This is a genomic window from Bacteroidota bacterium (genome assembly GCA_016714535.1).
Classification (GTDB): Bacteria; Bacteroidota; Bacteroidia; order AKYH767-A; family OLB10; genus JADKFV01.
The window spans coordinates 543,133-566,249 of sequence record JADKDR010000002.1 but is presented as its reverse complement, the minus strand read 5'-3'; the positions used below and the strand labels follow the sequence as shown (position 1 = coordinate 566,249).

21 protein-coding genes and 1 pseudogene are annotated in these 23,117 nt (G+C 33.9%); 4 read left to right on the top strand and 18 right to left on the bottom strand.

What is annotated here, in order from left to right; translation table 11 throughout:
• Window positions 1-126: 126 nt before the first annotated feature.
• The 4 genes and pseudogenes from speB to IPO27_05410 all read right to left on the bottom strand — a co-directional run bounded on the left by speB (window position 127) and on the right by IPO27_05410 (window position 4,755).
• Window positions 127-1,020 (bottom strand): agmatinase, encoded by an 894-nt coding sequence (speB, locus tag IPO27_05425; GenBank protein ID MBK8846033.1) that lies wholly within the window; start codon window positions 1,018-1,020, stop codon window positions 127-129.
• A 30-nt stretch (window positions 1,021-1,050) separates the two neighbouring features.
• Window positions 1,051-2,262, bottom strand: a pseudogene (gene sucC, locus IPO27_05420) (ADP-forming succinate--CoA ligase subunit beta).
• A 475-nt stretch (window positions 2,263-2,737) separates the two neighbouring features.
• Window positions 2,738-4,444 (bottom strand): tetratricopeptide repeat protein, encoded by a 1,707-nt coding sequence (locus IPO27_05415; protein MBK8846032.1) that lies wholly within the window; start codon window positions 4,442-4,444, stop codon window positions 2,738-2,740.
• A complete protein-coding gene (locus IPO27_05410; protein MBK8846031.1) occupies window positions 4,381-4,755 on the bottom strand; it encodes a hypothetical protein in 375 nt (124 codons plus the stop codon). The genes IPO27_05415 and IPO27_05410 overlap by 64 nt, the downstream gene beginning before the upstream one ends.
• A 579-nt stretch (window positions 4,756-5,334) precedes the next feature.
• Between IPO27_05410 and IPO27_05405 the strand changes: the two genes are divergently transcribed.
• Genes IPO27_05405 through IPO27_05390 form a run of 4 tightly spaced genes read left to right on the top strand, consistent with a single transcriptional unit; the run spans window position 5,335 to window position 9,085 of the window.
• Window positions 5,335-6,267 carry a glycosyltransferase family 2 protein gene (locus tag IPO27_05405; protein ID MBK8846030.1) on the top strand — a complete coding sequence of 311 codons (933 nt, stop codon included), beginning with the start codon at window positions 5,335-5,337 and terminating at the stop codon, window positions 6,265-6,267.
• Between the two features lie 60 nt (window positions 6,268-6,327).
• The gene (locus tag IPO27_05400; GenBank protein MBK8846029.1) at window positions 6,328-7,317 is read left to right on the top strand and encodes a glycosyltransferase family 2 protein; all 990 of its coding nucleotides are present in this window, start codon (window positions 6,328-6,330) and stop codon (window positions 7,315-7,317) included.
• Complete coding sequence (locus IPO27_05395; GenBank protein MBK8846028.1) at window positions 7,317-8,177, top strand: glycosyltransferase family 2 protein; 861 nt, start codon at window positions 7,317-7,319, stop codon at window positions 8,175-8,177. Before IPO27_05400 ends, IPO27_05395 begins: the two co-directional genes overlap by 1 nt.
• Window positions 8,178-8,203: 26 nt before the next feature.
• On the top strand, window positions 8,204-9,085 hold the full coding sequence (locus IPO27_05390; protein MBK8846027.1) for a glycosyltransferase family 2 protein: 882 nt from the start codon (window positions 8,204-8,206) through the stop codon (window positions 9,083-9,085).
• A gap of 4 nt (window positions 9,086-9,089) precedes the next feature.
• Here the strand turns inward: IPO27_05390 and IPO27_05385 are convergent, their stop codons facing one another.
• The 14 genes from IPO27_05385 to IPO27_05320 form a co-directional block, all read right to left on the bottom strand.
• Window positions 9,090-10,208, bottom strand: a complete 1,119-nt coding sequence (locus IPO27_05385; protein ID MBK8846026.1) for a glycosyltransferase — start codon at window positions 10,206-10,208, stop codon at window positions 9,090-9,092.
• An 18-nt stretch (window positions 10,209-10,226) separates the two neighbouring features.
• Entirely contained in the window at window positions 10,227-11,282 is a 1,056-nt protein-coding gene (locus IPO27_05380; protein ID MBK8846025.1) for a glycosyltransferase, read from the bottom strand.
• A gap of 56 nt (window positions 11,283-11,338) precedes the next feature.
• Window positions 11,339-12,379, bottom strand: coding sequence for a glycosyltransferase (locus IPO27_05375; GenBank protein MBK8846024.1), 1,041 nt, complete (start codon window positions 12,377-12,379; stop codon window positions 11,339-11,341).
• A 169-nt stretch (window positions 12,380-12,548) separates the two neighbouring features.
• Entirely contained in the window at window positions 12,549-13,541 is a 993-nt protein-coding gene (locus IPO27_05370; protein MBK8846023.1) for a glycosyltransferase family 2 protein, read from the bottom strand.
• A 4-nt stretch (window positions 13,542-13,545) separates the two neighbouring features.
• Window positions 13,546-13,845: a hypothetical protein gene (locus IPO27_05365; protein MBK8846022.1), complete on the bottom strand. Its 300-nt coding sequence runs from the start codon at window positions 13,843-13,845 to the stop codon at window positions 13,546-13,548.
• Between the two features lie 41 nt (window positions 13,846-13,886).
• Complete coding sequence (locus tag IPO27_05360) at window positions 13,887-15,269, bottom strand: glycosyltransferase (GenBank protein MBK8846021.1); 1,383 nt, start codon at window positions 15,267-15,269, stop codon at window positions 13,887-13,889.
• Between the two features lie 70 nt (window positions 15,270-15,339).
• Complete coding sequence (locus IPO27_05355; protein ID MBK8846020.1) at window positions 15,340-16,212, bottom strand: glycosyltransferase; 873 nt, start codon at window positions 16,210-16,212, stop codon at window positions 15,340-15,342.
• A 458-nt stretch (window positions 16,213-16,670) separates the two neighbouring features.
• Window positions 16,671-17,480 (bottom strand): sulfotransferase domain-containing protein, encoded by an 810-nt coding sequence (locus IPO27_05350; protein ID MBK8846019.1) that lies wholly within the window; start codon window positions 17,478-17,480, stop codon window positions 16,671-16,673.
• Window positions 17,480-18,175 carry a WbqC family protein gene (locus IPO27_05345; protein ID MBK8846018.1) on the bottom strand — a complete coding sequence of 232 codons (696 nt, stop codon included), beginning with the start codon at window positions 18,173-18,175 and terminating at the stop codon, window positions 17,480-17,482. The genes IPO27_05350 and IPO27_05345 overlap by 1 nt, the downstream gene beginning before the upstream one ends.
• 4 nt (window positions 18,176-18,179) lie before the next feature.
• Window positions 18,180-19,253, bottom strand: a complete 1,074-nt coding sequence (locus tag IPO27_05340) for a DegT/DnrJ/EryC1/StrS family aminotransferase (GenBank protein MBK8846017.1) — start codon at window positions 19,251-19,253, stop codon at window positions 18,180-18,182.
• Window positions 19,250-20,491, bottom strand: coding sequence for an ABC transporter ATP-binding protein (locus tag IPO27_05335; GenBank protein ID MBK8846016.1), 1,242 nt, complete (start codon window positions 20,489-20,491; stop codon window positions 19,250-19,252). Before IPO27_05335 ends, IPO27_05340 begins: the two co-directional genes overlap by 4 nt.
• Window positions 20,492-20,494: 3 nt before the next feature.
• Window positions 20,495-21,376 (bottom strand): ABC transporter permease, encoded by an 882-nt coding sequence (locus IPO27_05330; GenBank protein MBK8846015.1) that lies wholly within the window; start codon window positions 21,374-21,376, stop codon window positions 20,495-20,497.
• A gap of 145 nt (window positions 21,377-21,521) precedes the next feature.
• Window positions 21,522-21,851: a hypothetical protein gene (locus IPO27_05325; GenBank protein MBK8846014.1), complete on the bottom strand. Its 330-nt coding sequence runs from the start codon at window positions 21,849-21,851 to the stop codon at window positions 21,522-21,524.
• Window positions 21,852-21,862: 11 nt separating this feature from the next.
• Window positions 21,863-23,095, bottom strand: a complete 1,233-nt coding sequence (locus IPO27_05320; protein MBK8846013.1) for a tetratricopeptide repeat protein — start codon at window positions 23,093-23,095, stop codon at window positions 21,863-21,865.
• Window positions 23,096-23,117 lie beyond the last annotated feature (22 nt).

Here is a 23,117-nt window from a genome sequence, read left to right as displayed (position 1 = left end):
TATATGAAATAAGGATAAGTGCCGGCAACGAAATTTACAAAGCAATTAAGTTTGTAAAAATGGATAAACAATAAATTTCAGTATTGAAGAAAAAAAGAAAGGCAGCAAATTATTTGTTGCCTTTTTTTATTTGGTTTCCAAATAGCCTATAAGTCTGTAAGCCAATTTTGCTAAAGTATATTCACTCAAAATAGTCCCTTTCATAGGTGCGCATTCAACAATATCGAAGCCGACAACATTTTTTGTTTTTATAACTTTCTTTAAAAAGGTTAAAGTTTCTTCCCAAAACAAACCGCGGGGTTCTGCTGTACCAACAGCCGGCATTATCGAAGGATCGAAGCCATCGGCATCAATTGTAAGGTAAACATTTTCGGTTAAATCTTTCACAGCATTCTTCATCCAGTTTTTATTGCTGCGCACATCATGGGCATAATACGTGTGAATGTTTTTCGATTTTTTTATCAGTTCTGCTTCTTCTATGCACTGAGCCCTAATACCTATCTGCACAAGATTCAAGCACATATCGTGCACACGATGCATTACACTTGCGTGCGAATATTTATTGTTGTGATAAGTATCGCGTAAATCGCTGTGTGCATCTATTTGCAACACACTCAGGTTTTTATATTTTGCTGAATGTGCTCTCACAAAACCATAAGTAACTGTATGTTCGGCACCAAGCGACACAATATATTTTTTATCGTTGAGCAACCGTGTCGTTTCTTGCTCAATATAATCTACCGCTTTGGCATCTACTTTATTTTTAAAATCCAATGGAGGTAAAGTTGCAATGCCACATTTGCGAAACGTTTCGATGCCCAATTCCTCGTCATACAATTCTACAAATTGCGAAGCCTTAACCATTGCACCCGGTCCTTTAGCACTGCCTGCCAAATACGAGGATGTATGTTCGTAAGGCACTTGTTGTATTACATACTTAGATGATGAGTAGTCGTAATATTTTTTTTCTTCAATGCCCAGAAAATTGTCTTTGGTCGATAGTGATTTTAAAGCAGCCATTTTTTTAAATTATGAATTTTGAAAAAAAGATTATGCAAACACTTTTGCAACCAAATCGGCTGCTTCTTTTAATTGAATTGCTGAGTAAACTTTGAGCCCGCTTTCGTCAATTATTTTTTTTGCTTCTTCCGCATTTGTTCCTTGAAGGCGTATGATGATTGGTACTTTTATTTCACCAATGTTTTTGTACGCATCTACTATGCCTTGTGCTACGCGGTCGCACCGAACTATACCACCAAAAATATTAACCAGAATGGCTTTTACATTTGGGTCATTCAAAATAATACGAAATGCTTTTTCTACACGTGCTGCATTTGCTGTACCACCTACATCCAAAAAGTTGGCAGGGTCGCCACCGGCAAGTTTTATAATATCCATAGTGGCCATGGCAAGTCCGGCACCATTTACCATACAGCCCACATTACCATCCAACTTCACATAGTTCAGTTCGTTTTCGCTTGCTTCTACTTCTGTTGGGTCTTCTTCCATTTTATCGCGCAGCGCTTCGTAACTTGGGTGACGAAACAATCCGTTATCATCCAAAGATACTTTAGCATCTACTGCAATTATTTTATCGTCACTGGTTTTGAAAAGAGGATTTATTTCGAACATGGCAGAATCTGTTTGCACATAACAATTGTAAAGTGCCACCACAAATTTTACCATTTCCTTAAAAGCGTTGCCGCTGAGGCCAAGGTTGAAAGCAATATTACGTGCCTGAAATGATTGAAGGCCAACAGAAGGGTCAACTTCTTCTTTGAAAATCAAATGAGGTGTGTTATGTGCAAAATCCTCTATATTCATACCACCTTCTGTTGAGTACATAATAATGTTACGCCCTGTATTGCGGTTAAGCAACACACTCATATAAAACTCTTTTGTTTCGTTTGGACCGGGGTAGTATACATCCTGAGCAATGAGCACTTTGTTTACTCTTTTGCCTGCATCGCCCGTTTGAATTGTAACCAACACATTGCCCAAAATATTTTTTGTAATGGTGCGCACATCATCCATCGATTTTGCAACCTGTACACCACGCTGTTCGGTGCCGGCAATTTTTCCTTTGCCACGACCACCTGCATGTATTTGAGATTTTACTACCCAATACTTTGTGCCCGTTTGTTTTGTCAATTCCTCGGCTGCTGCAATTGCACCTTCAACAGTATCGGCAACTATACCTTCTTATATAGCCACACCAAAACTCTTTAGTATTTCTTTTCCCTGATATTCGTGTAAATTCATAATCCTTTTTTTTAAGTGGCGCAAAAATAGATATATCAATCGAATGGCAAAGGGATATTTATTTTAAACGGTTGATAATAAATGCTACTGTTTTTCAAAATTATCTTCTTCCATTTATTCAATCTATTTTTTATCTCAGCAAAAAAAAGATCAATTATATTGAAACACTCTCCTATTAAAATCACTTTACGACTAAAAATTAAAGCAGCTTTTTAATTTCGATTTTGAGGATAGTAAGATTTTTGTGCAATGAACTTGTGCTAAAGTTGTTGTTAATAGAGCGTTCAATATGCAAACAGAAAAGAATATTGTAATTCCCAATCCGAAGATTAATCACTATTATTTACTGTGATTTAATGTTGTGATAAGTTTAAACGAATCGCCTTTAATTTCGTATCGAAAACTGTGAAACGAAAAATTTGACAAATATAAATAGGCTATTATTTTTTGATTTTATGTTTAACCCTTTTCGAAACTAAGGATTCTGTTTTGCATTCAATTGATTGTATGCGTAATCGCGTGCAGTAATGGCACCGGAGTTTTTAGGTTCTATCTGCAACACCATCGAAAAATCGCGATATGCTTTTTCCCATTCTTTTCTATCAAGATAAACAGAGCCACGATTGAAATAGGAGTGAGGTGACGTAGGATTAAGTTCAATTGCCTTATTGTAATCAGCGATAGCGCTATCTACATTTCCCAACTTTACATATATAGGTCCACGTGAAGCATAAGCTCCGCCATGTTTTGGATTTAGCTTTATTGCAACATTGCAATCGTCCAAAGCTTTTTGCCACTGTTCAAGAGCGTTGTAAACGAAAGCACGATTTAGGTATGCCAAATGAAAATCAGGATCGATTTTTATCGATTGATTGTAATCAGCTAACGCTTTATCCCATTGTTTCAGGTTTACATAAATGTTTCCCCGATTCGAATAAGCCAGAGAATTTTTTGCCTCTATCTCTATAGATTTAGTATAGTCCTCTAATCCTTTTTGCCAATTGCCAAGGCTCTTGTATGCAAAACCGCGGTTGGTATACGCTAATTCATAACGAGGGTCAACTTCAGCTGCTTTTGTTAAGTCGACAATAGCATTTTCATATTGTTTCATTTCATTATAAATTTTACCTCTGTTAACATAAGCACGAGCTTTGTCGGGCGATTTTTTTATAATGTCCGACCACAGCGTAAAGTCGCTTTTCCATACAAAGTTGCGTTGGTACGTAAGTACAGAATTGACCAAAATGATAACTCCAAAAATGCCTAGAGCAATGTTCATGTTTTTATTTTTTAGCAACGCAAAAATGCCTGCAATCAATGCCAGAAAAAAACCTACTGATGGCATATACGTTCGGTGCTCAAATATTAAATCGGAGATTGGAATAATACTTGACTCAATTAGGTTGGTAAGAAAAAACCAAAATATACCGAAAGAAATAATTCTATTTTTGTTGAATAACCATATACCCCAAACCAATATTGCTACCAACAACACAAAACTAAGAATGGTTTTTATTTCGAAAAAGCCCTTGGATAAACTGATGTCATAATCGAAATTTTGATTGATGGGTAAAAACAAAAGCTGTATATATTTCAACAGCACAGAAAACTGAGTGAACAAATAGTTTGCAGATGATATTTCGTTAAAATCATTGTAAACATCGGGCGGCAAAGGTTTAAGAACATTGAGGGAAAACTTATTGGCTACAAAAAAAATGAAGCCCGCACAAGCTGCTAAAAATATGGCAATCTGTGTACGACTAAAATTAAATGTAAATTTAGCTGATTGAAGAAAAAATAGCTCAACCAGTATAATGGCGAATGGTAATGTAAAAGCATTTTCTTTTGTAAACATTGCCAATATGGCTGCCAACAAAGCCCCGGCAAAACAAGCATATCGTGCAATATTGTTTTGGGTTACCCTTCCCTTTACGTATAGTGTTATGGTTAACAAATAGAACAATGTAACTAACGATGCTAATCGTTGTACAATATATGTTACCGATTGAGTTGCCAGCGGATGCGAAACGAAAAGCAATGCTGCTGCTATTGCAAATATTTTTTTATAATGGTTGGTTGCTGTGTCTTTAAGGGCATTCGTTGTAAATAATAAGGTAGTTAGCCAAAAACTAAAAGAGCATTTAGAATATGAATTATAATATTTACAAGGTGATAACCCCATACATTTTCCTTACCGTAATGATAATTGACTGCAAAAGAAAGGTAAGAAACAAAGCGACTGTGATTATGATTCCAAATAGCATTTATGTCCGATAATTTTTGAATTTGATTATTGTTGGTGATACTTGGAATATCATCGACATGAAAACTACAATCGAACGAATTGGAATAGATAACTGCTCCCAACAATATGATAAGTGATAGGGCAAAAATATTCAAAGAATATTTTTTTAAGAAAGAGTCCTTTTGCTCTGTATTTTGTTTGCTGTTTTTCTTTTCAGTTACAGCGGTTTTTATTTTGTTTTTTTTCATTTTTAATTTTTGTTGTTGCACCTTATAAGGAGCAACATAAGGAGATAAATTTTTGAGTGGTCAACATAAATATTTTCGGCCCGCAAAAAAATTGAGGAACAAACTTACAATATTACCATTAAATGCATAGTTGTTTTTTTATTTTTTATGTGGATTAATTAGTTCTATCGCAGCGTAATTTTTTTTGTAGTACTATTTTTTGGCATAGCATACTGTTTTCAATCATACTTTTAATAATTATCGTGCGTGACTGTTTTACTTAGTTATTTTCATTTTGCGAATACTGTCGGAATCGTATTGTCTGATATGATACTTACAGTAATTATAACATGGACCATGCAGGCATAGTATTATCATAGCGCTATAAAATATATTGGCTATAGGTGGTTATTACACCATATGTTGCAAATGTTAGTATAAAATAATCGATTGTACTTGTACAAATTGGCAAGAGATTGAAAGATCGCTAAGGACAATATTTTAATATTTGCGAAACTTTTGGCAAAATCTATGCACAAATGTTTGATTTATTTTTAGGTTGATTTAAATACCTTTGTGGCACATCAACAAAAAATAATTATGAAAATTGCTGTAATAATTCCTTGTTACAATGTTGCTGCTCATATTGAATCGGTGGTTGAAAAAATACCAGATAACATCGATTGGATAATAGCAGTGAACGATTGTTCGAAAGATGATACTGCAAATATTCTACTTAAACTCGCCAAGCATAGTAAGAGGATAATTTATCTGCAACACGAAAAAAATCAAGGCGTAGGTGCTGCTATGCTAACAGGGTATAGAAAATCTATGGAACTCAAAGCCGATATTTCAATAAAAATGGATGGTGATGGTCAAATGGATGCCAGCTATATTCCGGCCCTGATAAAACCTCTGTTGGATGATAAGGCAGATTTTACCAAGGGCAATCGATTTCACAATTTGAGGGCATTGCAACGAATGCCTATTAGCAGGCGCTTAGGTAACACCGGTCTAAGTTTTATTATAAAAGCTTCATCGGGATATTGGAACACTTTTGATCCTACAAACGGATTTACTGCCATTAAAAACGAAACATTAATGGAGATGGATTTATACAGAATTCACAAACGATATTATTTTGAAACTTCAATGCTGATTGAGTTATACTATCGCAGCGCAGTTGTAAAAGATATACCTATGCATGCAAATTATGGTGAAGAAATTTCGGGCTTATCGAGGACCAGAGTTTTTTTTGAATTCCCCCCAAAGTTGTTGTATGCCTTTATCAGGCGATTGTTACTCAAGTATTTTTTATACGAATTTAATGTGGCCTCCATATATTTGCTTACCGGCCTGCCTATGTTTTGTTATGGCCTTGCATTTGGAATTAAAAACTACTTAAAGTACACGAGTATAAGTATGCCTGCACCTACAGGTACCGTAATAATTCCTACACTATTAATTATACTTGGGTTTCAGCTTTTGCTTTCGGGCGTGAGTTACGATATAAGTAATTATCCAAAGAAATAATGCAAACTAATTATACGGGGTTGCGAGTGGCAAATATTTTTTATTTAACAGCCTGATGACATGCAACCAAATATATTATTAAGTTTTATTGTACCGGTTTATAATGCCGAAAATACATTAGCAAAATGTATAGATAGCATTTTGGCTCAACCCGAAAAAGTTTTTGAAATTATTTTATTAAATGATGGCTCCGTTGATAAGTCTCAACTTATTATTGATAAATATGTTTTACAAAATCCAGCAATAGTAAAATCATATATAAAGGAAAATAGTGGACCCGGTAGTACCCGCAATTTTGGAATACAAAATGCCAATGGCTTGTACATTGCTTTTGTTGATAGCGATGATTATATAGAACCGGATTACGTTAATATTGTAAAAACTCATATTGATAAGCATGATGCCGACATGGTTATTATTGGTTACAATAGAATGTACAACAGGAAGCAAAGCCTGCTCGAAAGATTTCATAAGTTTAGTAATTTTGATTTATATAATCAGCCAATCGAAATAAAGACGAAGCCTCAAATGCTCTGCGACATTGAGGTGGCTTGTTGGTTGAGAATTGTGAAGCGCGAATTGTTTTTGGCAGATGATAATTTATTCTTCTCTTCAAATAGTTTGGCCGAAGACCTTGAGGCAAGTTTGAAATGGTATATAAACACCAAAGTAATAGTGGTGAGCCCAATCAAACTTTACAATTATATTATCAAGACGAATACATTAAATTTTAACACCGGTTTTATTAGTCAATACATAAACATTATTGAATCGGTGTGTAATTACTATAAAGCAAAGTCGCAGTTTAATTATTATTTCGAGGAGTTGGAATATATGTTTGCCAAGCATATGTTGATTGCAAATCTGTTGCGATTGCGAGCTTCTAAACAGGAGGCAAAGTTTGAACAGTTTATAACTATGCGTAAATCATTGTTGCAGTACTTTCCTCAATATGCTAAAAACAAATACTTTAAAAACGATCCTATTTACATTCGGGCCGCTATTTATATTTCGTATTATTTCCCAAAATTGTTTTATCCAATATTGTAATGGCAGGTAGAGTTAATTTATCTGTAATTATCCCAATGTATAATGCCGAAAAATACATTGCCAATACTATTGCTTCTATACAAAATCAACAAGAACATTCAATGGTTTATGAGATAATTATTGTTGATGATTGTAGCACCGATCAATCGCGGCAGGTGGTTAAAGATTTGAATAATGATAATATTCGACTTATTGAATTAAAAGTAAATGATGGTACTTCGCATGCGCGCAATGCCGGTATTGCTGCAGCAAGAGGCGAGTGGCTGCAGTTTGTAGACAGCGATGATGCAATTTGCAGCGACCTCTATTCGAAGTTTGAAGATGCGCAACGGCCTTTAATTAATTGCTATGTTTTTTCACTCATTATCGAAGAACATAATCAAACTATACAACGCAAAATAATACAAGTAAAAGACAAACGTGCCATAGGATATTTTTATGCCGTTTGGAATTTTTTTATCAGAAAAGAAATTTGTGCCGAGTTCAATCATATTTCGCGGCAAAACGAAGACGTTTGTTTTATTGTTGACATGATGAATACTAAAAACCTCAAAGTGGATTTAATAAAAGATGCATACTATATTCTTAACCGTAAAAATGATGCATCGAAAATGGCCAACTTCAGTGAAAAAGAATATTTGAAAATGTATAATTATGTTTATGGGCGCATAAACCATTGTGATGTACTTACCAAAATGTTTATTCTTGAAAGTTTTGTTGGTATTGTGTTTTCAAAAGGCATGCCCTTGTTCATGAGTTTGCGTGTTGCTATGAGAACCATTTTCAAATTATTTTATTTTTTACCTGCAGTGTATAGTAATGGTATAAGAAATTGTGTAAAAAATACTACCATAGCTTAACGTTAATAAAATATAATCAAACATTGGTGCAGCAAGATCATACCATTACAAAAAGTATCGACATTAGTATAATCATACCTATGTACAATGCCGAACAGTATATATCGCGCGCCATTGCTTCTGTTATCAATCAGCAGACACACGCGTTAATTTATGAAATTATTATTATTGACGATGTAAGTACCGATGCCTCCTGCAAGGTTGTAAAAGCATTAAATAATCCACACATTAAACTTATCGAGTTAACACACAATGGCGGTACTGCAAATGCCCGCAACCAGGGTTTGAAAATTGCCACTGGCCGATGGATACAATTTTTGGATAGCGATGATTTTATTTGTAATGACTTGTATGCAAAATTTGAGAAGAAAATATCCCCGGGTTATAACTGCTATCTCTTTTCTGTTATTTACGAGTATAGCAATTACAACTTAAAGCAAACCATAACATACATTGATGATAAACGTGCATTTGGACATTACGGCAGCGTATGCAATAAGTTTATAAAAAGAGAGGTTTGTTTGCTTTTTAAACAAGAATTCAGTTTCGAAGATGTATGCTTTATTTTTGATATGATGATGGAAACCGAATTGAAAATTGCTTTAATTGATGATGCCTTTTACTACTACAATTGCAAAAACACTTCATCAAAGATGGCAAACTTTAATGCTGAGGAATTTGAAAAAATGTATGCCTATGTTTATAGTCGAATCGACCGGGCTGATGCATTGTCTAAAATGTTTTTTCTGGAAATATTTGTTGCTATTTTGTTCGATAAGCAACGGCCATTTTTTATGAGTTTACGTATTGCAATAAAAACCGTTATTAAGCTTTGGCGCTACCTGCCGGCTGTTATAAGAAATCAAAACCGAAAATTTATCATTAGTGAACGATTCAGTCCGGAATGAATATTTATGGCGTTAATTTTTTTATCGCATTTCTGAATCTTGCTTTCAAGTTATGGCTGAATAAAATATGCTTAACTGTTTTTTTTAATTTAGTGTATCTTCCCTTGATATTAAAACGTTGAAGCTTTTGTTCAACCGGTGTTTTAAACTTCAGGTACCAATTGCTAAGCTTATTGGAATTATTTTTCTTTTCATCGGGCCTTTCCAGTTGCGGAAAGTTTCGTAACAATTCAACTTTCACAACATCATCGGCTTTATCATACTCCTTAAATATCCTATTCAAAAATTCTTTTTTATGTTCTGCACTTACTTCCGTATAGTGAAAAAAATATCGGCTGAATTTGTATTTGTAAAATGCTGATTTTATTGTTTTAAACTCGCTTATATTTTTAATAACTTCTTCAAGAAGTTGAAACACTGTGAAAATATCGAATTGCTTACGTCCGGTGTTGGTCGAAGTTGAACCATCTCTATAGTATCGGATTATATAAAAGGGTTCTCTAACGTAACTCATCTTTTTTGATTTTAGAATGCAACTGAGTACGAATAAAATATCTTCATAGAGAACATTAATGGCAAATTCTGCGTTGATATTTTTTACAAACTCAGTTCTGTATATTTTGTTACATGGGCCACTATTTATGAGCAGAGTACTGGCAATATCCTCCGACCAATGAAACGACTTTTCATCCTGGCTGCTATTGAATTGAATTTTTGTCCATTCAGGAAATTGTATTTCCTCAGTTTTTGAATTGTATAATTTAAACTCGCAAATAGTAACATCCGCTGCAGAATTTTTTGCCGATGAATACATTTTTTCAAACATATCGTGGGCTATCCAATCATCGCTATCTACAAATCCTAAATATTCGCCCGTGGCTTTTTTAATGGCAATATTTCTTGCTAAACCTTGGCCGCCATTTTTTTTATCAATAATTATAATGCGATCATCTTTTTTAGCATATGCTTTCAGAATGTCGAGCGAGCTATCTTTTGAGCCATCGTTTATACAAATTATTTCAATCTCTTTTAAGGTTTGATTAATTACAGAATCGAGGCATTTATTCAAATACAACTCAGTATTGTAAACCGGAATAATAACACTCACTTTTGCTGTGCTCATTGATGTAGCATTAAGGTATTATTTAGTGATTTTCTTTTTTACCTCCGAGTACTTATCGTAAAAGGTGCAATAGTAGTTATAAACTGCATTCTTTACATTGCTGGTTATCATAAATATCGAATAGCCTTTATTTTTGAATATTTCGAATTGCTTATATGTTTTTATCAAATACTCAATTTTGTCTTTGCCCAATTTATTGAAATCTTTTTGTGCTCGTTTATAAAATTCTTTTTTATAACGCTCATGTACCTTTTCGGTTAAAAGAACGTAGTAATAAAAGTATAGCAAATCCTCGTAGTAATATTTATAACCTTCCCTTGAATCAATTTTCTCGTTCACGAAAAACTTCTTCAGTTCTGCCATTATTTTAAAAATATCAAACGGCTTTCTGTCAGAAGAGGCGCTGCCTGTTATGCTTTTTTCATGTTTACGAACGTGATATAAAACATCCTTCACCAGCCCCACCTTATTGGCTTGTATAGTTGATATAACAGTAAAAGGGTTGTCTTCCCAATACAGTCCTTCGTAAAACCAAATATTATTTTCTTCAACAAGTTTTCGTAAAAATATTTTATTCCATACCGTACAGGCTTGTATTACTTTTTTCTTGTCTTTTACCGATTCTGCTACATCCGCTTCAATTGCAAACATAAGCCTCTCAATCCACGATCGCTCTTCAATAGTTTTATCATGATCATAAAACCAAATTACATTGCCCATAGCTATTTCTGCATCATGTTCTACAGCTGATTGCATTAATTTCTCATAGAAATTATTATCAATCCAGTCATCGCTATCTACAAAGCCAATGTATTTTCCTTTTGCTAATCGCATACCTGTATTTCTTGCTGCTGATAGTCCGGCATTTTTTTGATCAACAACAATAATTCTTTTATCCCTGCCCTGATACGATTTTAGGATTTCGGCTGAGCCATCAGGGGAACCATCATTTACACAAATGATTTCAATATCACTAAATGTTTGATTTATCAGCGAGTTTAAACATTCTTCCAGATATTTAGCCGTGTTATATACCGGAACAATAATTGAAATTGTAGGCGAGTTCGATGTCATTAGTATTATATTAATAATAAAGTTGATGGCTTAGAATTTTGCAACCAACCGAAATGTTATTTTATTTTTGACTTTAACCATTGTCCAATATTATGGCTAAACAAAATTTTATTTATACGCGCTTCCAATTTGGAAGCGGTTTCATAATTGTTATAAAAGAGGTAACTCTTATTCAAAGCAAGATTCAGCAGCATATTGCTCGATTTTAAAACTTCTTTATGGCTACTGCCAAGTTTATCATATTCCGATTTTATACGATACCAAAATTCCTTTTTGTGAACCTTCACCACATTGTTGAAATGGTATAAGTATTGACCAAATCTATATTTTAGAAATTCCGATTCAAGATTGCTGAAATTCGGAGCCTTTTCCATTTCTATTTGCAATAATTCTAATACTTTAAAAATATCAAATTGTTTTTTGCCTTTATCTACCGATGTTGATCCTGCCCGATCTATCCGGTAAACATATAATGGTTTTTTTACAAAGCTTATGGCAATTGATTTTACAAAGCTGTGGTAAACAAACAAAACATCCTGATAATACACCCCTTTTGCAAATATGATGTTATTCTTAATAATGAAATCTCTTCTATAGATTTTGTTGCAAGGCTCAGAACCAATTCGAAAACATTCGCGACCTAATTCTTCCCAGGGAAAACCACGATTATCAAAATTTATATGGCCGGGAAGTTTTCTCCAGTTAGGCTGCGCCAATATGTTTTCAGCTTGGTTAAAGTGATTCAATTCACACACAGTTACATCCGTTGCAAAAGTGGAAGCTGAATTATAAAGTTCTTCAAACATGTCATTTTCTATCCAATCATCGCTATCAACAAAACCCAAATATTCGCCCGTTGCTTCTTTTATTGCCATGTTTCTTGCTGTTCCTTGTCCGCCACGTTCAATATCTATAATTCGTAACCGATTATTCTGCGCTGCATACTCCTTTAATATACTTAATGAATTGTCTGTTGAACCATCGTTAATACAAATTATTTCAATGTCGGTTAACGATTGATTGATAACAGAATCTAAACACTGTTGCAAATAATCTTGCGTATTATAAACCGGAATAATGACCGTAACCTTTGCCATAACTTTTCTTTTAGCGATAACTACTACTCAAAATTAGTAAAAATATTTTATTACAAACCTCATTATATCTAACCTATGCTTTGCCGCCATTTTACGTTTTATTATTTTGACATATTATCCAATACATTCAATTCACGCAACATACGCGTAATTATAGTGTAAGCAACATCTATCTTTTCTTACTGGCCTTCTTTTTTTCCCACCAGGCAATCATTGGTTTTAAAAACTGAAAACGTAAAATAAATAACCTATTATTATATTTTGGAAATTGTTTTTTTAAATGTGACTTGTAAAGGTGTTTAATGGTAGCTTTTGTTTTTGTATTTTTTTGTGGCGCTAACTTCTCTATTAAATTTATCGACAAATTGAAAAATATTGATACATCTCTATTCAAAGTTTCGCTTCGTATTTCCTTATTCAACTCAAACAATGATTCGGCAATAACTAAAAGTGCTGTAGCATTTTTTTCTGTATACTGTACTGTTGTTATTGAATCATTCCTGTACCTCCTGTTGTAGAATTTATTTTTTAGAATTTTTATACGCTCGGTTTTAAAAAAAAGAAGCCTTGTAAATAATTCATCTTCGTGCAACAAACCTTCATAGAAAGTAATACCCGTTTGTAAAAGAAATTTTCTTTCAGTTAAATACAAACAACAACTGGAAACAAAATTATTTTTTGCCAAAAGTACCTCATACAACTCGGGGCCGCTATAAACTTTTTCTTCAAGATAACTTCTTTCGTAGTATTTTTCTTTTCCTGCTAAATCGAACGTGGCCTCGGTAAACGATGGGTCCAAAAAAGCTTTTAAACCAAAGCAAACCACTTGCGGTTTGTCTTCTAAAATACTTTTATTCAATCGTTCAAAAGCATCGAGTTCTAAATAATCATCGCTATCAATAAAATATACATACTCGCCTTTGGCATGCTTTATACCGGTATTTCGTGCACTTGATAAGCCGCCATTTTTTTTATTTATAACAACAATTCTTTCGTCTTTATTTTTAAAACTCTCCAACATCAATGGCGAATCATCAGTTGAACCATCATTCACACAAATGATTTCAATATCATTAAACGTTTGATTCATTATCGAATTCAGGCATTCGGCTAAATACGATGCAGTATTGTAAACAGGAACAACAACAGATATTTTTGGCATCGTCTTACTTTTTGAACAAGTTTACTACAAAAACAATTGGAGAGAGTAATACCTTTCCAAGTTTAAAAGTTATGGATTCATAAATCGATTCGATTCGAATATCTTTTGATGCAATAATTTTTTCCTTTTCGCCAATAATTGTTTCTAATTGCTTGACTTTAGTTGCCTTCTCATTAATTACATTTTCTAATGTCTTTACTGTATTTTCTTTTTCCTCTACTACTTTATTTAATTCTTTAACATTGTTTTCTGTTTCCTCTACTACTTTATTCAATTCTATAACATTGTTTTCTTTTTGCTCCATTGTATTTTCTAAACTCTTAACAGTGTTTTCTTTTTCTGCTACTATCTTTTTAATTCTATAACATTGTTTTCTTTTTGTTCAATTGTATTTTCTAAACTCTTAACGGTGTTTTCTTTTTCTGCTACTATCTTTTTTAATTCTATAACATTGTTTTCTTTTTGCTTAATTGTATTTTCTTTTTCCTCAATTATTTTTTTTAGTTCCAGCGCATTATTTTCTTTTTCTTCAATTATTTTTTTTAGTTCCAGAACATTGGCTTCCAGTGCTGAAGCTTTTACTTCCTTTTCCTCAACAATTTGTTGCAGTTGACTAATCAATAGTCCTTTTTCATTCTCAACAGTTGTATTCAATAGATTTCGAATATCACTAATGTATTTATCCATGGTAAAATTATTTTTTATTCGTTCGCGGCCCGCCATTCCAAGCTTTTTCGCATTTTCTTTATTATCAATCAAGGTTAACATAGCCTGTGCCATTCCTGCAATATCATACTCTTCAAGCAAAAAACCGGTTTCGTTATTTATTATTACATCGGGTATACCGCCATGGTATGTGGCAATAACCGGCAAAGCGGCAGCGGCCGCTTCAAGCACGGCCACAGGAGTACCCTCACTATCGCCCGTATCGGCAATTACAGAATGTTGCACATAGGCTAATGATTTCTCCATAAGTTGCATTGTTTCTTCGGGCTTCAATATTCCCGGAAACGAAACACTGTTTTCGATACCAAACGCTTTTGCAATATTCTTACATGTATTTAGCAATATACCATCACCTCCCAATATTAATTTGGCTTCGGGCACTTTTTTCAGCACTTCGGCAAAAGCCAGCAACGTTAAGTAGGGGGCTTTTTTATCAACAAATCTTCCAATTCCAAAAAAAGTTACGCTGTCATATTTTGGTTTTAAATCAAAAAACTTTGCATTTGGTCCGTAATATATGAGTGTAATTTTTTCTGCCGGACATCCTATTTCGCGAAGTTTTTTCGCCATTATTTTTGATACTGCTATTACTCCCTTGGCGTCTGAAAAAAGAAGTTTATATTTTTCCTCATAGTCAGCCAATAGTTTATTTCCGCTGGCATCATATCCATGAAAGTGAACAACAAAAGGAATTTGAGCTTTTCTACATACTTCGCGGATTGAATATCCTACGGGACCAAATTGTGCAAGTACAATATCTATTTTTTCGCGTTTTAGCAAACACACAATTTCATCTTCGAGCGATAATGATTCTTGTGCAACTTTTGTTCCTCCTGTTAATTCCGCTATTTTTTTATTTTCTGCCTTTATTAGCTTTCCATCAACCATGGTTGGTGGCATACCATCATGCAATACCAAGGCTGCCGGCAGAAAATCTACCTGCGCTTTCACAAATGTTTCGGAATATGCTTCTCTAATTGTATTACAAATCGCAATTCTCATCGTATTCTTTTTGCACAGTTTATTGTTGCACTTTTATTTATTAAGCTATTATTGATAATCATTTGCATACTTAAAAAGTCAGTTTCCTTTTTATTTGAAAGATTATCTTTTTTCGCATGTTCCAAAAATAGCCTTTATTGTTTTTGCTATGTGAATATTTCTCCATCCTTTTTCGTATAGCATCCTTAAAAATAGTATCGTATTTGTATTTGAAATGCCTGTTCAATTTGTCCATTACTGCTACCCCTTTTAAAACCATTTCGTTTGGCTCCATATTGCTCCATATCGAATTGGTGTGAACACGGTAAACACTCATTACATTATTAAAATAGCGAATTTTGCCACGTTCGGCATTTAATAAAATCAACAACCAATCTCCGGCCATAAGTCCATTAAAAAATTCCGGATCGATATAAAATTTCCTGTAAACAATAGAAGCCGTAGGTATACGGTTTTGATATATCAATTGCTCAAATTCAAAATCCAGGTCGCTTTTATAATCATTATAAATAAAGTCTTTTCCATAATATGGTTTTACCAAAGCATCATGGCAACACATACTGTATTCATGATTGGCTTGCAAAAAATCTATCTGCTTTTGCAATTTATTCTCATCGGTCCAGTAATCATCACCATCACAAAGTGCTATATAGTTACCCCTGCATCGGTTATAGTTAAACCTTGGATTAATACCTCTTACGCCTTTCGAAAATTGATTTTCGGTTTGATACATTGCAAAAATAATATCGGGATAGCGTGTTGCATACTCCTCAATAATTTCCCTTGTACCATCGGTCGATGCATCATCATGAATTACAATTTCAAATGTAAAATTTATTTTCTGCATTAATATACTATCCAAACACTGTTTAATAAATTGTGAATGGTTATACGTAATGCATGCTATAGAAACCAATGGTGGCAGAGTATTTTTATTTTTTATTTCTACCATCATTTATTTTCTATAGTGCATGTAACATGTATTGTTGCCGGCATAATTATTTTTATCAAAGCATTGCAATGTATTGATCTTCGCCATTATAATAATAAAAAGCACAAAAGGATTGCTATTTTTTATTTTGTTTGGAGCACTTAATATTTTACAAGTGGTTATACATTTTTCAAATGACATAAATAGTTGAACCATTTTTTTTACTGTTTAGGTAACGATTTTTTGAATATCATTTTTCGCCATATTTATTATTCTTGAAAAAAAATGTTTTCTGCTAATTTCATTTCTATAACTAATATACTTAATATTTTAATAATGCGATAATTTTTTGCGACCACTCATGCCGAATTTTTTGCTATGTTAACCACAGTATCTAACTGTTCAAAATTACGCATATTTGCGATAAAATGTATTTTGTTTTTTTGATTAATTAGATTCAACACTATTATTTATAAATACTTTAGCAATTGTGTTTTCGTAGCCAATATTTTTTCAATTCCCAAAATTATCGTGGGACTCAATTCGTTTTTCCAGTTTTCATCCATTGCCCGCTGTTTATAAACTGAGTATTTATTATTATCATTTTTATTTCGCGATGCTTGTATGAAATCAACAGTAGTTTGTTCCATCGGTATGCGGGCAAAGTTGAACATCTTTTTTATTTCCGTATGCGTGTCAGCCAATAAATTAGAATACTGTATTATGTAAAATCGTTCGGGATATATTGCTGCCAACTCTTCGAACATCAGGGCAACTTCCATCCACTTATTAAAACCAAAAAACTCTTCTATTTTATTTTCGTTTTTTGCTGTTGCAAATAGCCACTCTTGTTCTTCGCTCCAACCCAAATCTTTACGAAATTCGCGTGGTGTATTGAGCCACGAATTTATTACCGCAAACGGATTGCGGATGAGCCCGAACAATATTATTTCTTTATCCTTCATCAAAAGGTTTTTAATAATATGGTGATATCTCACTTCTTTATAAATGATATGGGTAAGGTTTTTATCTTTTTTAAATGTTGGATATATACCTATATCTCTTTGCTGCGATTGATTTATAAATGCATCATCGCTAAGTGAAATTTGCGCGAAAAAATTGCTGATGTCTTCGGAGGTAGAATTTTCATTCAAATAGTTTTTGAATGCATAAGAAAACAATGGTTGAAATTTTACAACTACTTGCGGGGCACTGTTAAATATTTGTGCTAACCATGATGAGCCCGACCGGGGTACGCTATGTATGCCAATCTTTTGCATCACGTTATTTTATAATTGCTTAACATTTGTTTTATTTCTGCTTTGGTATTAAACATCATTACATCGATGATTGAAAGCCACGGTATGAAATTATTTCCCCATTGCTTGTAATTTATTGCATTGGGTTCAGTAAAATATAATTGTATATTTCTGTTAGCAAAGTCTTGTTTATTGTACAGCGATTTGCCACCTATTGTATTTATGTAAGTAGTAGCTTTTGTTTGCGCGCAAATATCATATAGGCGATTTTCTTTTTTCAATTGTGCCGAATTAGCAAAGGATTGTGAGCTGATGTGAAATCGGGTTTTTAAATCTAGGTATTGGGACACACACATAACGCTTGCTGTAGATAGTTCTGAAATCATTTTGTAGTCGGTAGCAATTACTTCGCTTATGAGTGGAAAAACTGTTTCAAAGTTTGGCGCTTTTTTATACGCTAATTCTATCGATGTTAATATTTTATATTTTGTCTTTGGCAACAAAGGAATTTCATTAATTAATTTTTTGTACGAGGCATTTGCCAAAGGCACAGTAACCATTTTGGCCTCTTTATTTATTAGAATACGGTTACGGTTAATCCATCCGTTATTTATAAATTGCACATCATCGTAAAAAACAAATTCATCAACAGCTTCTATTAACTGAAAATAACCAATATACGGAAAAAAATACGGTTGCATTATTCCAATTTTCATCACTCTATTTCAATATCCTTATTATCATTTTGCAAATCAAATCGATTTCGGTTTTCGACAATTCAAAATAAAGCGGCAGGCATAAAATTCGTTTCGAAAGATTATCGGCAACGGGCATTTTTTTATGTTTTACATAATCAAGTGTCGATAGAAGGGGATAAAAATATCTGCGGGTAAAAACATTGTACTTTTGTAAGCCATCAAAAACTTTCATGCAATCTTTTTCTGTTTTAAATGCCACAGGATAGTACGAATAATTATACCCTGCGTTTTTCAATACCAGGGGCTTTTGTAATTGTAAGTGCTGGAGATGGTTGTCGTATAACTGATGGTCTGACTTTCTTTTTGCCAGTATTTCATCTACATATTTTAAATTCGTGAGGCCCATTGCGGCATGAAACTCAGAGTTTTTGCCATTGATGCCAACGCCAATAAATTTGTCGGGTCCGGCATGACCAAAGTTGCGCAGGTGCGACATTTTTTTTATCAATGCTTTGTCTTTTGTAGTTACTGCTCCTCCTTCTATGGTATGAAAAATTTTTGTAGCATGAAAACTTCCTATAGTGATGTCGCCATAATTGAATACCGATTTGCCCTTATACATCGACCCAAAGCAATGTGCTGCATCGTATATAACTTTAAGGTTATATTTTTTCGCCAACTTTGTAATTGCTGCAATATCGCAGGGATTGCCGTATACATGTGTGGCAAGTATGGCTGAAGTTTTTTTTGTTATTGCTGCTTCTATTAATAATGGATTGATATTCATAGTGGCATCAATATCTACAAACACCGGAGTGCAACCTTCCCACACTATACTGCTTGTGGTGGCAACATAACTAAATGGCGTGGTAATAATTTCACCTTTTAGCTCCAAAGCTTTTATTGCTATTTGCAGTGCTATAGTACCATTGCCTAAAAAAAGTAAGTGCTTTACACTCAAATACTCTTTTAGCTTTAATTCAAGTTCTTTTACCAATGGGCCGTTGTTGGTTAACCAATTGCGTTTCCAAATATCATCCACATATTGAATGTATTCTTCGCGGGGGGGTAAAAAAGGTTTTGTAATCGGAATCATGGAGTATTTACATTACCGGAAACCAATTCCCAATTAAAATCTAACTGAACAGGTGCCCAGCCATGCACCTTACTATGCACATTAAAATATATTGCCGATTGTTGACGAAAAACAATTTTACGTGAACCATTCTCAATTTCGCTTAATGCTATAGTTATTGAATAATTGCCTTGCGAAAAAATAACTTGTGGCAGTACAGCTTTTATACTTAATAATCCCTCAACCTCAGGCAATACAATTTGTTGATCGAAGTTGAGTGTCTCCGCAATATTTTTTTGCTCTTTATCATAAAATATTAAAGCAATTCTTGGATTGTAAACCGGTTTAATGCAATTTAATTCTAAGCTTAAACATAGTTCGGCACCATGTTCCACAGTGAGGGTTTTTTCATCTGTCGATTCTTTTCCTTCGCTCGATAAAGTTATTTTTTCGATACTCACTTTATCGCTCGCCTTGAAACTTACTATTTGGGTCTTGAACATTTCATAGTATCTTGTAATGCCTGCCGCCACATTACTCGATTGATACGCACTTTTACCTTCATTCATAATGCATATATCGGTGCACATACGCGATACTTGTGATAAACCATGTGTTACAAATATCATTGCTGTTTTACTGCGCAACACATCCATTTTGTTGAAACACTTCAACACAAAACCCATATCACCAACAGCCAGTACTTCGTCTATCAATAGAATATCGGTCTCCATTTGCGCAGCTATTGCAAATCCCAATCGCACTTTCATACCCGAACTATAATTTTGTACAGGAGAATCAATAAACTTTCCTATTTCGGCAAATTCCAAAATAGCGTTAAATCTTTCTTCTACTTCTTTCTTGCTAAAACCTAACAGTTGTCCATTGTTATAAACGTTTTCGCGGCCCGAAAGGAGTGGATTAAATCCGGCACCCAATTCTATAAGTGCTCCAACTTTGCCACGCATTGTTATCGATCCTTCATCGGGGCGTATCAATCCATTCAACAATTTTAGCAAGGTGCTTTTGCCCGCACCATTACGGCCTATGAGCCCAAGGCATTCGCCTCTGCGCAATTGAAAACTAATATCCTTTACAGCCCAAAATTCCTTTTCGCGCAATTGCGATGAATCGTATGGTATGCCCAGCATAGTTTTGCCAAGGTCTTTTAAACCATACATCATACTTGTACGCAAATTCAGGCTGAATTTTTTTGATACGTTTTTTACATCAACTAATATTTCTGTATTCTCACTCATAGTTTAACTTCCCATTCTTTCGATTAATATTCCCATTGCAAAGCGTTGTATTATTATTCCTGCAATAAATAATACTATAGTTACAAGAGTTACAATTATTAGTTGAATCCAACTGATTGGTGAATCAATGCCAAGGAGAAAATTGCGTGCAATGGTTAGCACAGGACTTACGGGGTTGAGTGATAGTATTTGCAAAATACCATTGGAGGTAGTTTGTGCATAAACTACAGGAGTAAGGTACATGGCAAATTGTAAAAAAGTAGGCAATAAAAAATTTATGTCTTTGTTTAAAACCGAAACCGGAACCAACAAAGTGCCAATACATAATCCCATAATATTAAGTAAAAATAATGTGGGGAAAAATAGCAAGGAGCTAAATGATACAGGTACTTGAAAATATATCATTGAAGCAACGATAACAATTAGTGTTATAACAGCATTGAATAGAGTTTCGTAAAATGAAAGTATAACTAATGCCTCGCGCGGAAAATTTATTTTCACCAACACGCCACGGTTCGAATCAATAATTTGTAAGGGGGTGAGCACAGCTTTTGTAAATACGGCCCAAAGCATTATTCCGATGATTACAAATAAAGCATAATTGCCTCCTGTGTGACTTACAGTAACAATCTTATTATTATTGAGAATGATCCAAACGGCTGCAATAGCAATATTTGGAAGCAAAGCCCAAACAATGCCTAAAATACTTTGAGTGTACCGGGCCTTTATGTTTCGTTTTGCAAAACGATACCCGAGAGAATGTGCCGCAGGAAACTCCTTGGCTATTGTTAGCAAAGTTTTTACTATTCCCGGTTGCTTGCCTGCTGCATATACATGCAAAGGTAAGTTTGCATATTCGCGGTTTTTATTGGTGTTATCGGACATAAAATTTTTAAAAAATTCTGAAATTATTTTTGCAACATCTAGTATTAAATTGTAAGCCGCAACCTGTTTAGAATCGCAAAAAACAAAAAAATAGCATCAAAAGAAAAATTTATTTTTCATAGTATAAATTCAAATGCAAAATGCACTAAAAATTCGTTTTAATATTCAATTGTTTATAAGCGTATTCGCGCGCAATCAATGCTTTCACATTTTTTAGTTCCAATTGCAATGTTACCATGAAATCATTTATAGCTTTATTCAACTCACGTTGCTCTAAATAAGTTCGGCCACAATTAATATAGTAATTTACATTGCCCGGACATAGTTCAATCGCTTTTGTAAAATCGGCAATGGCATTCTCAATCCTTACGCGTAACTGGTACGACATGCCTCTATTTTCTTTCGCACACGATTTGCAAGTGTCTATCGCTATAGCTTGTGAATAGTCAACTATAACATTGTCCAACTGCTTCAAAGTAGCGTATGCTATAGCACGATTAGAATATGCAAGCGCACATCGATTGTCAACCTATATTGCCGCAGTGTAGTCTTCAATAGCTTTATGCCACTGTGTAAGGCACCCCGGTTGGTATACGCTAACGCAATTAACGGGTTCAAAGAAATAGATTTGTTATAATCTTGTATTGCTTTTTGCCAATTTCCTTTATGTTTATGTGCATAACCGCGGTTTGTGAATGCCAAAGTATAGTTTGGCTGCAATTCAACGGCCTTGTTATAATCCAAAATGGCATCATCCATTTTATTAAGATCTTCGTACGCATTGCCCCGGATTACATATGGCCGTGCTTTATTTGGCGATTTTTTAATAGCGTCTGTCCAAAGTGTTATTTCATCTTGCCATACTTTATTTCTTTGATACGTTAGTACAGCGTTCGAAATTATTATAAGTCCAAGAATGCCCAAGGCTAAGTTTTTATTTTTGGGCCATAGCAAAGTAAATATGGCCGTAGTAAGTATTAACATAAAACCATAAGAAGGCAAATAAGTGCGGTGTTCAAATATTAAATCGGAAATAGGAATTATGCTTGACTCAACAGCAATGGTTACAAAAAACCAAAAAATACCGAAAGAAATAATTCGGCTTTTATTAAATAATAACACACCCAAAACCAAAATAGCGGCAAGTAAAATAAAACTGATAAGGGTTTTTATTTCGAAAAAACTTGTCGATAAAGTTATGTCATAATCGATATTTTGATTGATAGGAAATAAAAGCATTTGTAAGTATTTCAACAATACACTAAACTGAGTGAACAGATAATTGGCTGGAGTTATTTCAACAAAATTGGTTATGGCATCGGGTGGGAGGGGATTAAAAATGCCGGAGGAAAACCTAAAAGCAACAAATAAAATGATGGCGATGAACAATATTGACAATCCGACTATGCGATAATCTTTCAAGATTAAAAAAGTTTTTTTCGATTGTAGAAAAAATATTTCTGTCATTATTATGGCAAGTGGCAATGTGATGGCATTTTCTTTTGAAAGCATGGCAAGCATCGCCATAATTATAGACCCTGAAAACCACGCATATTTCGAAAAATTATTGTTTTCGACTATTCGGCCTTTTACGTATAGGGTTACTGTTAGTAAATAAAACAAAGTTACAAGCGAAGCCATGCGCTGTACAACAAATGTTTCCGATTTTATGAGTTCCGTAAAAGCAAATAGTAGCGGATGGGTAAATGACAATGTCATTAAGTTAAGGAATTAAATCCAA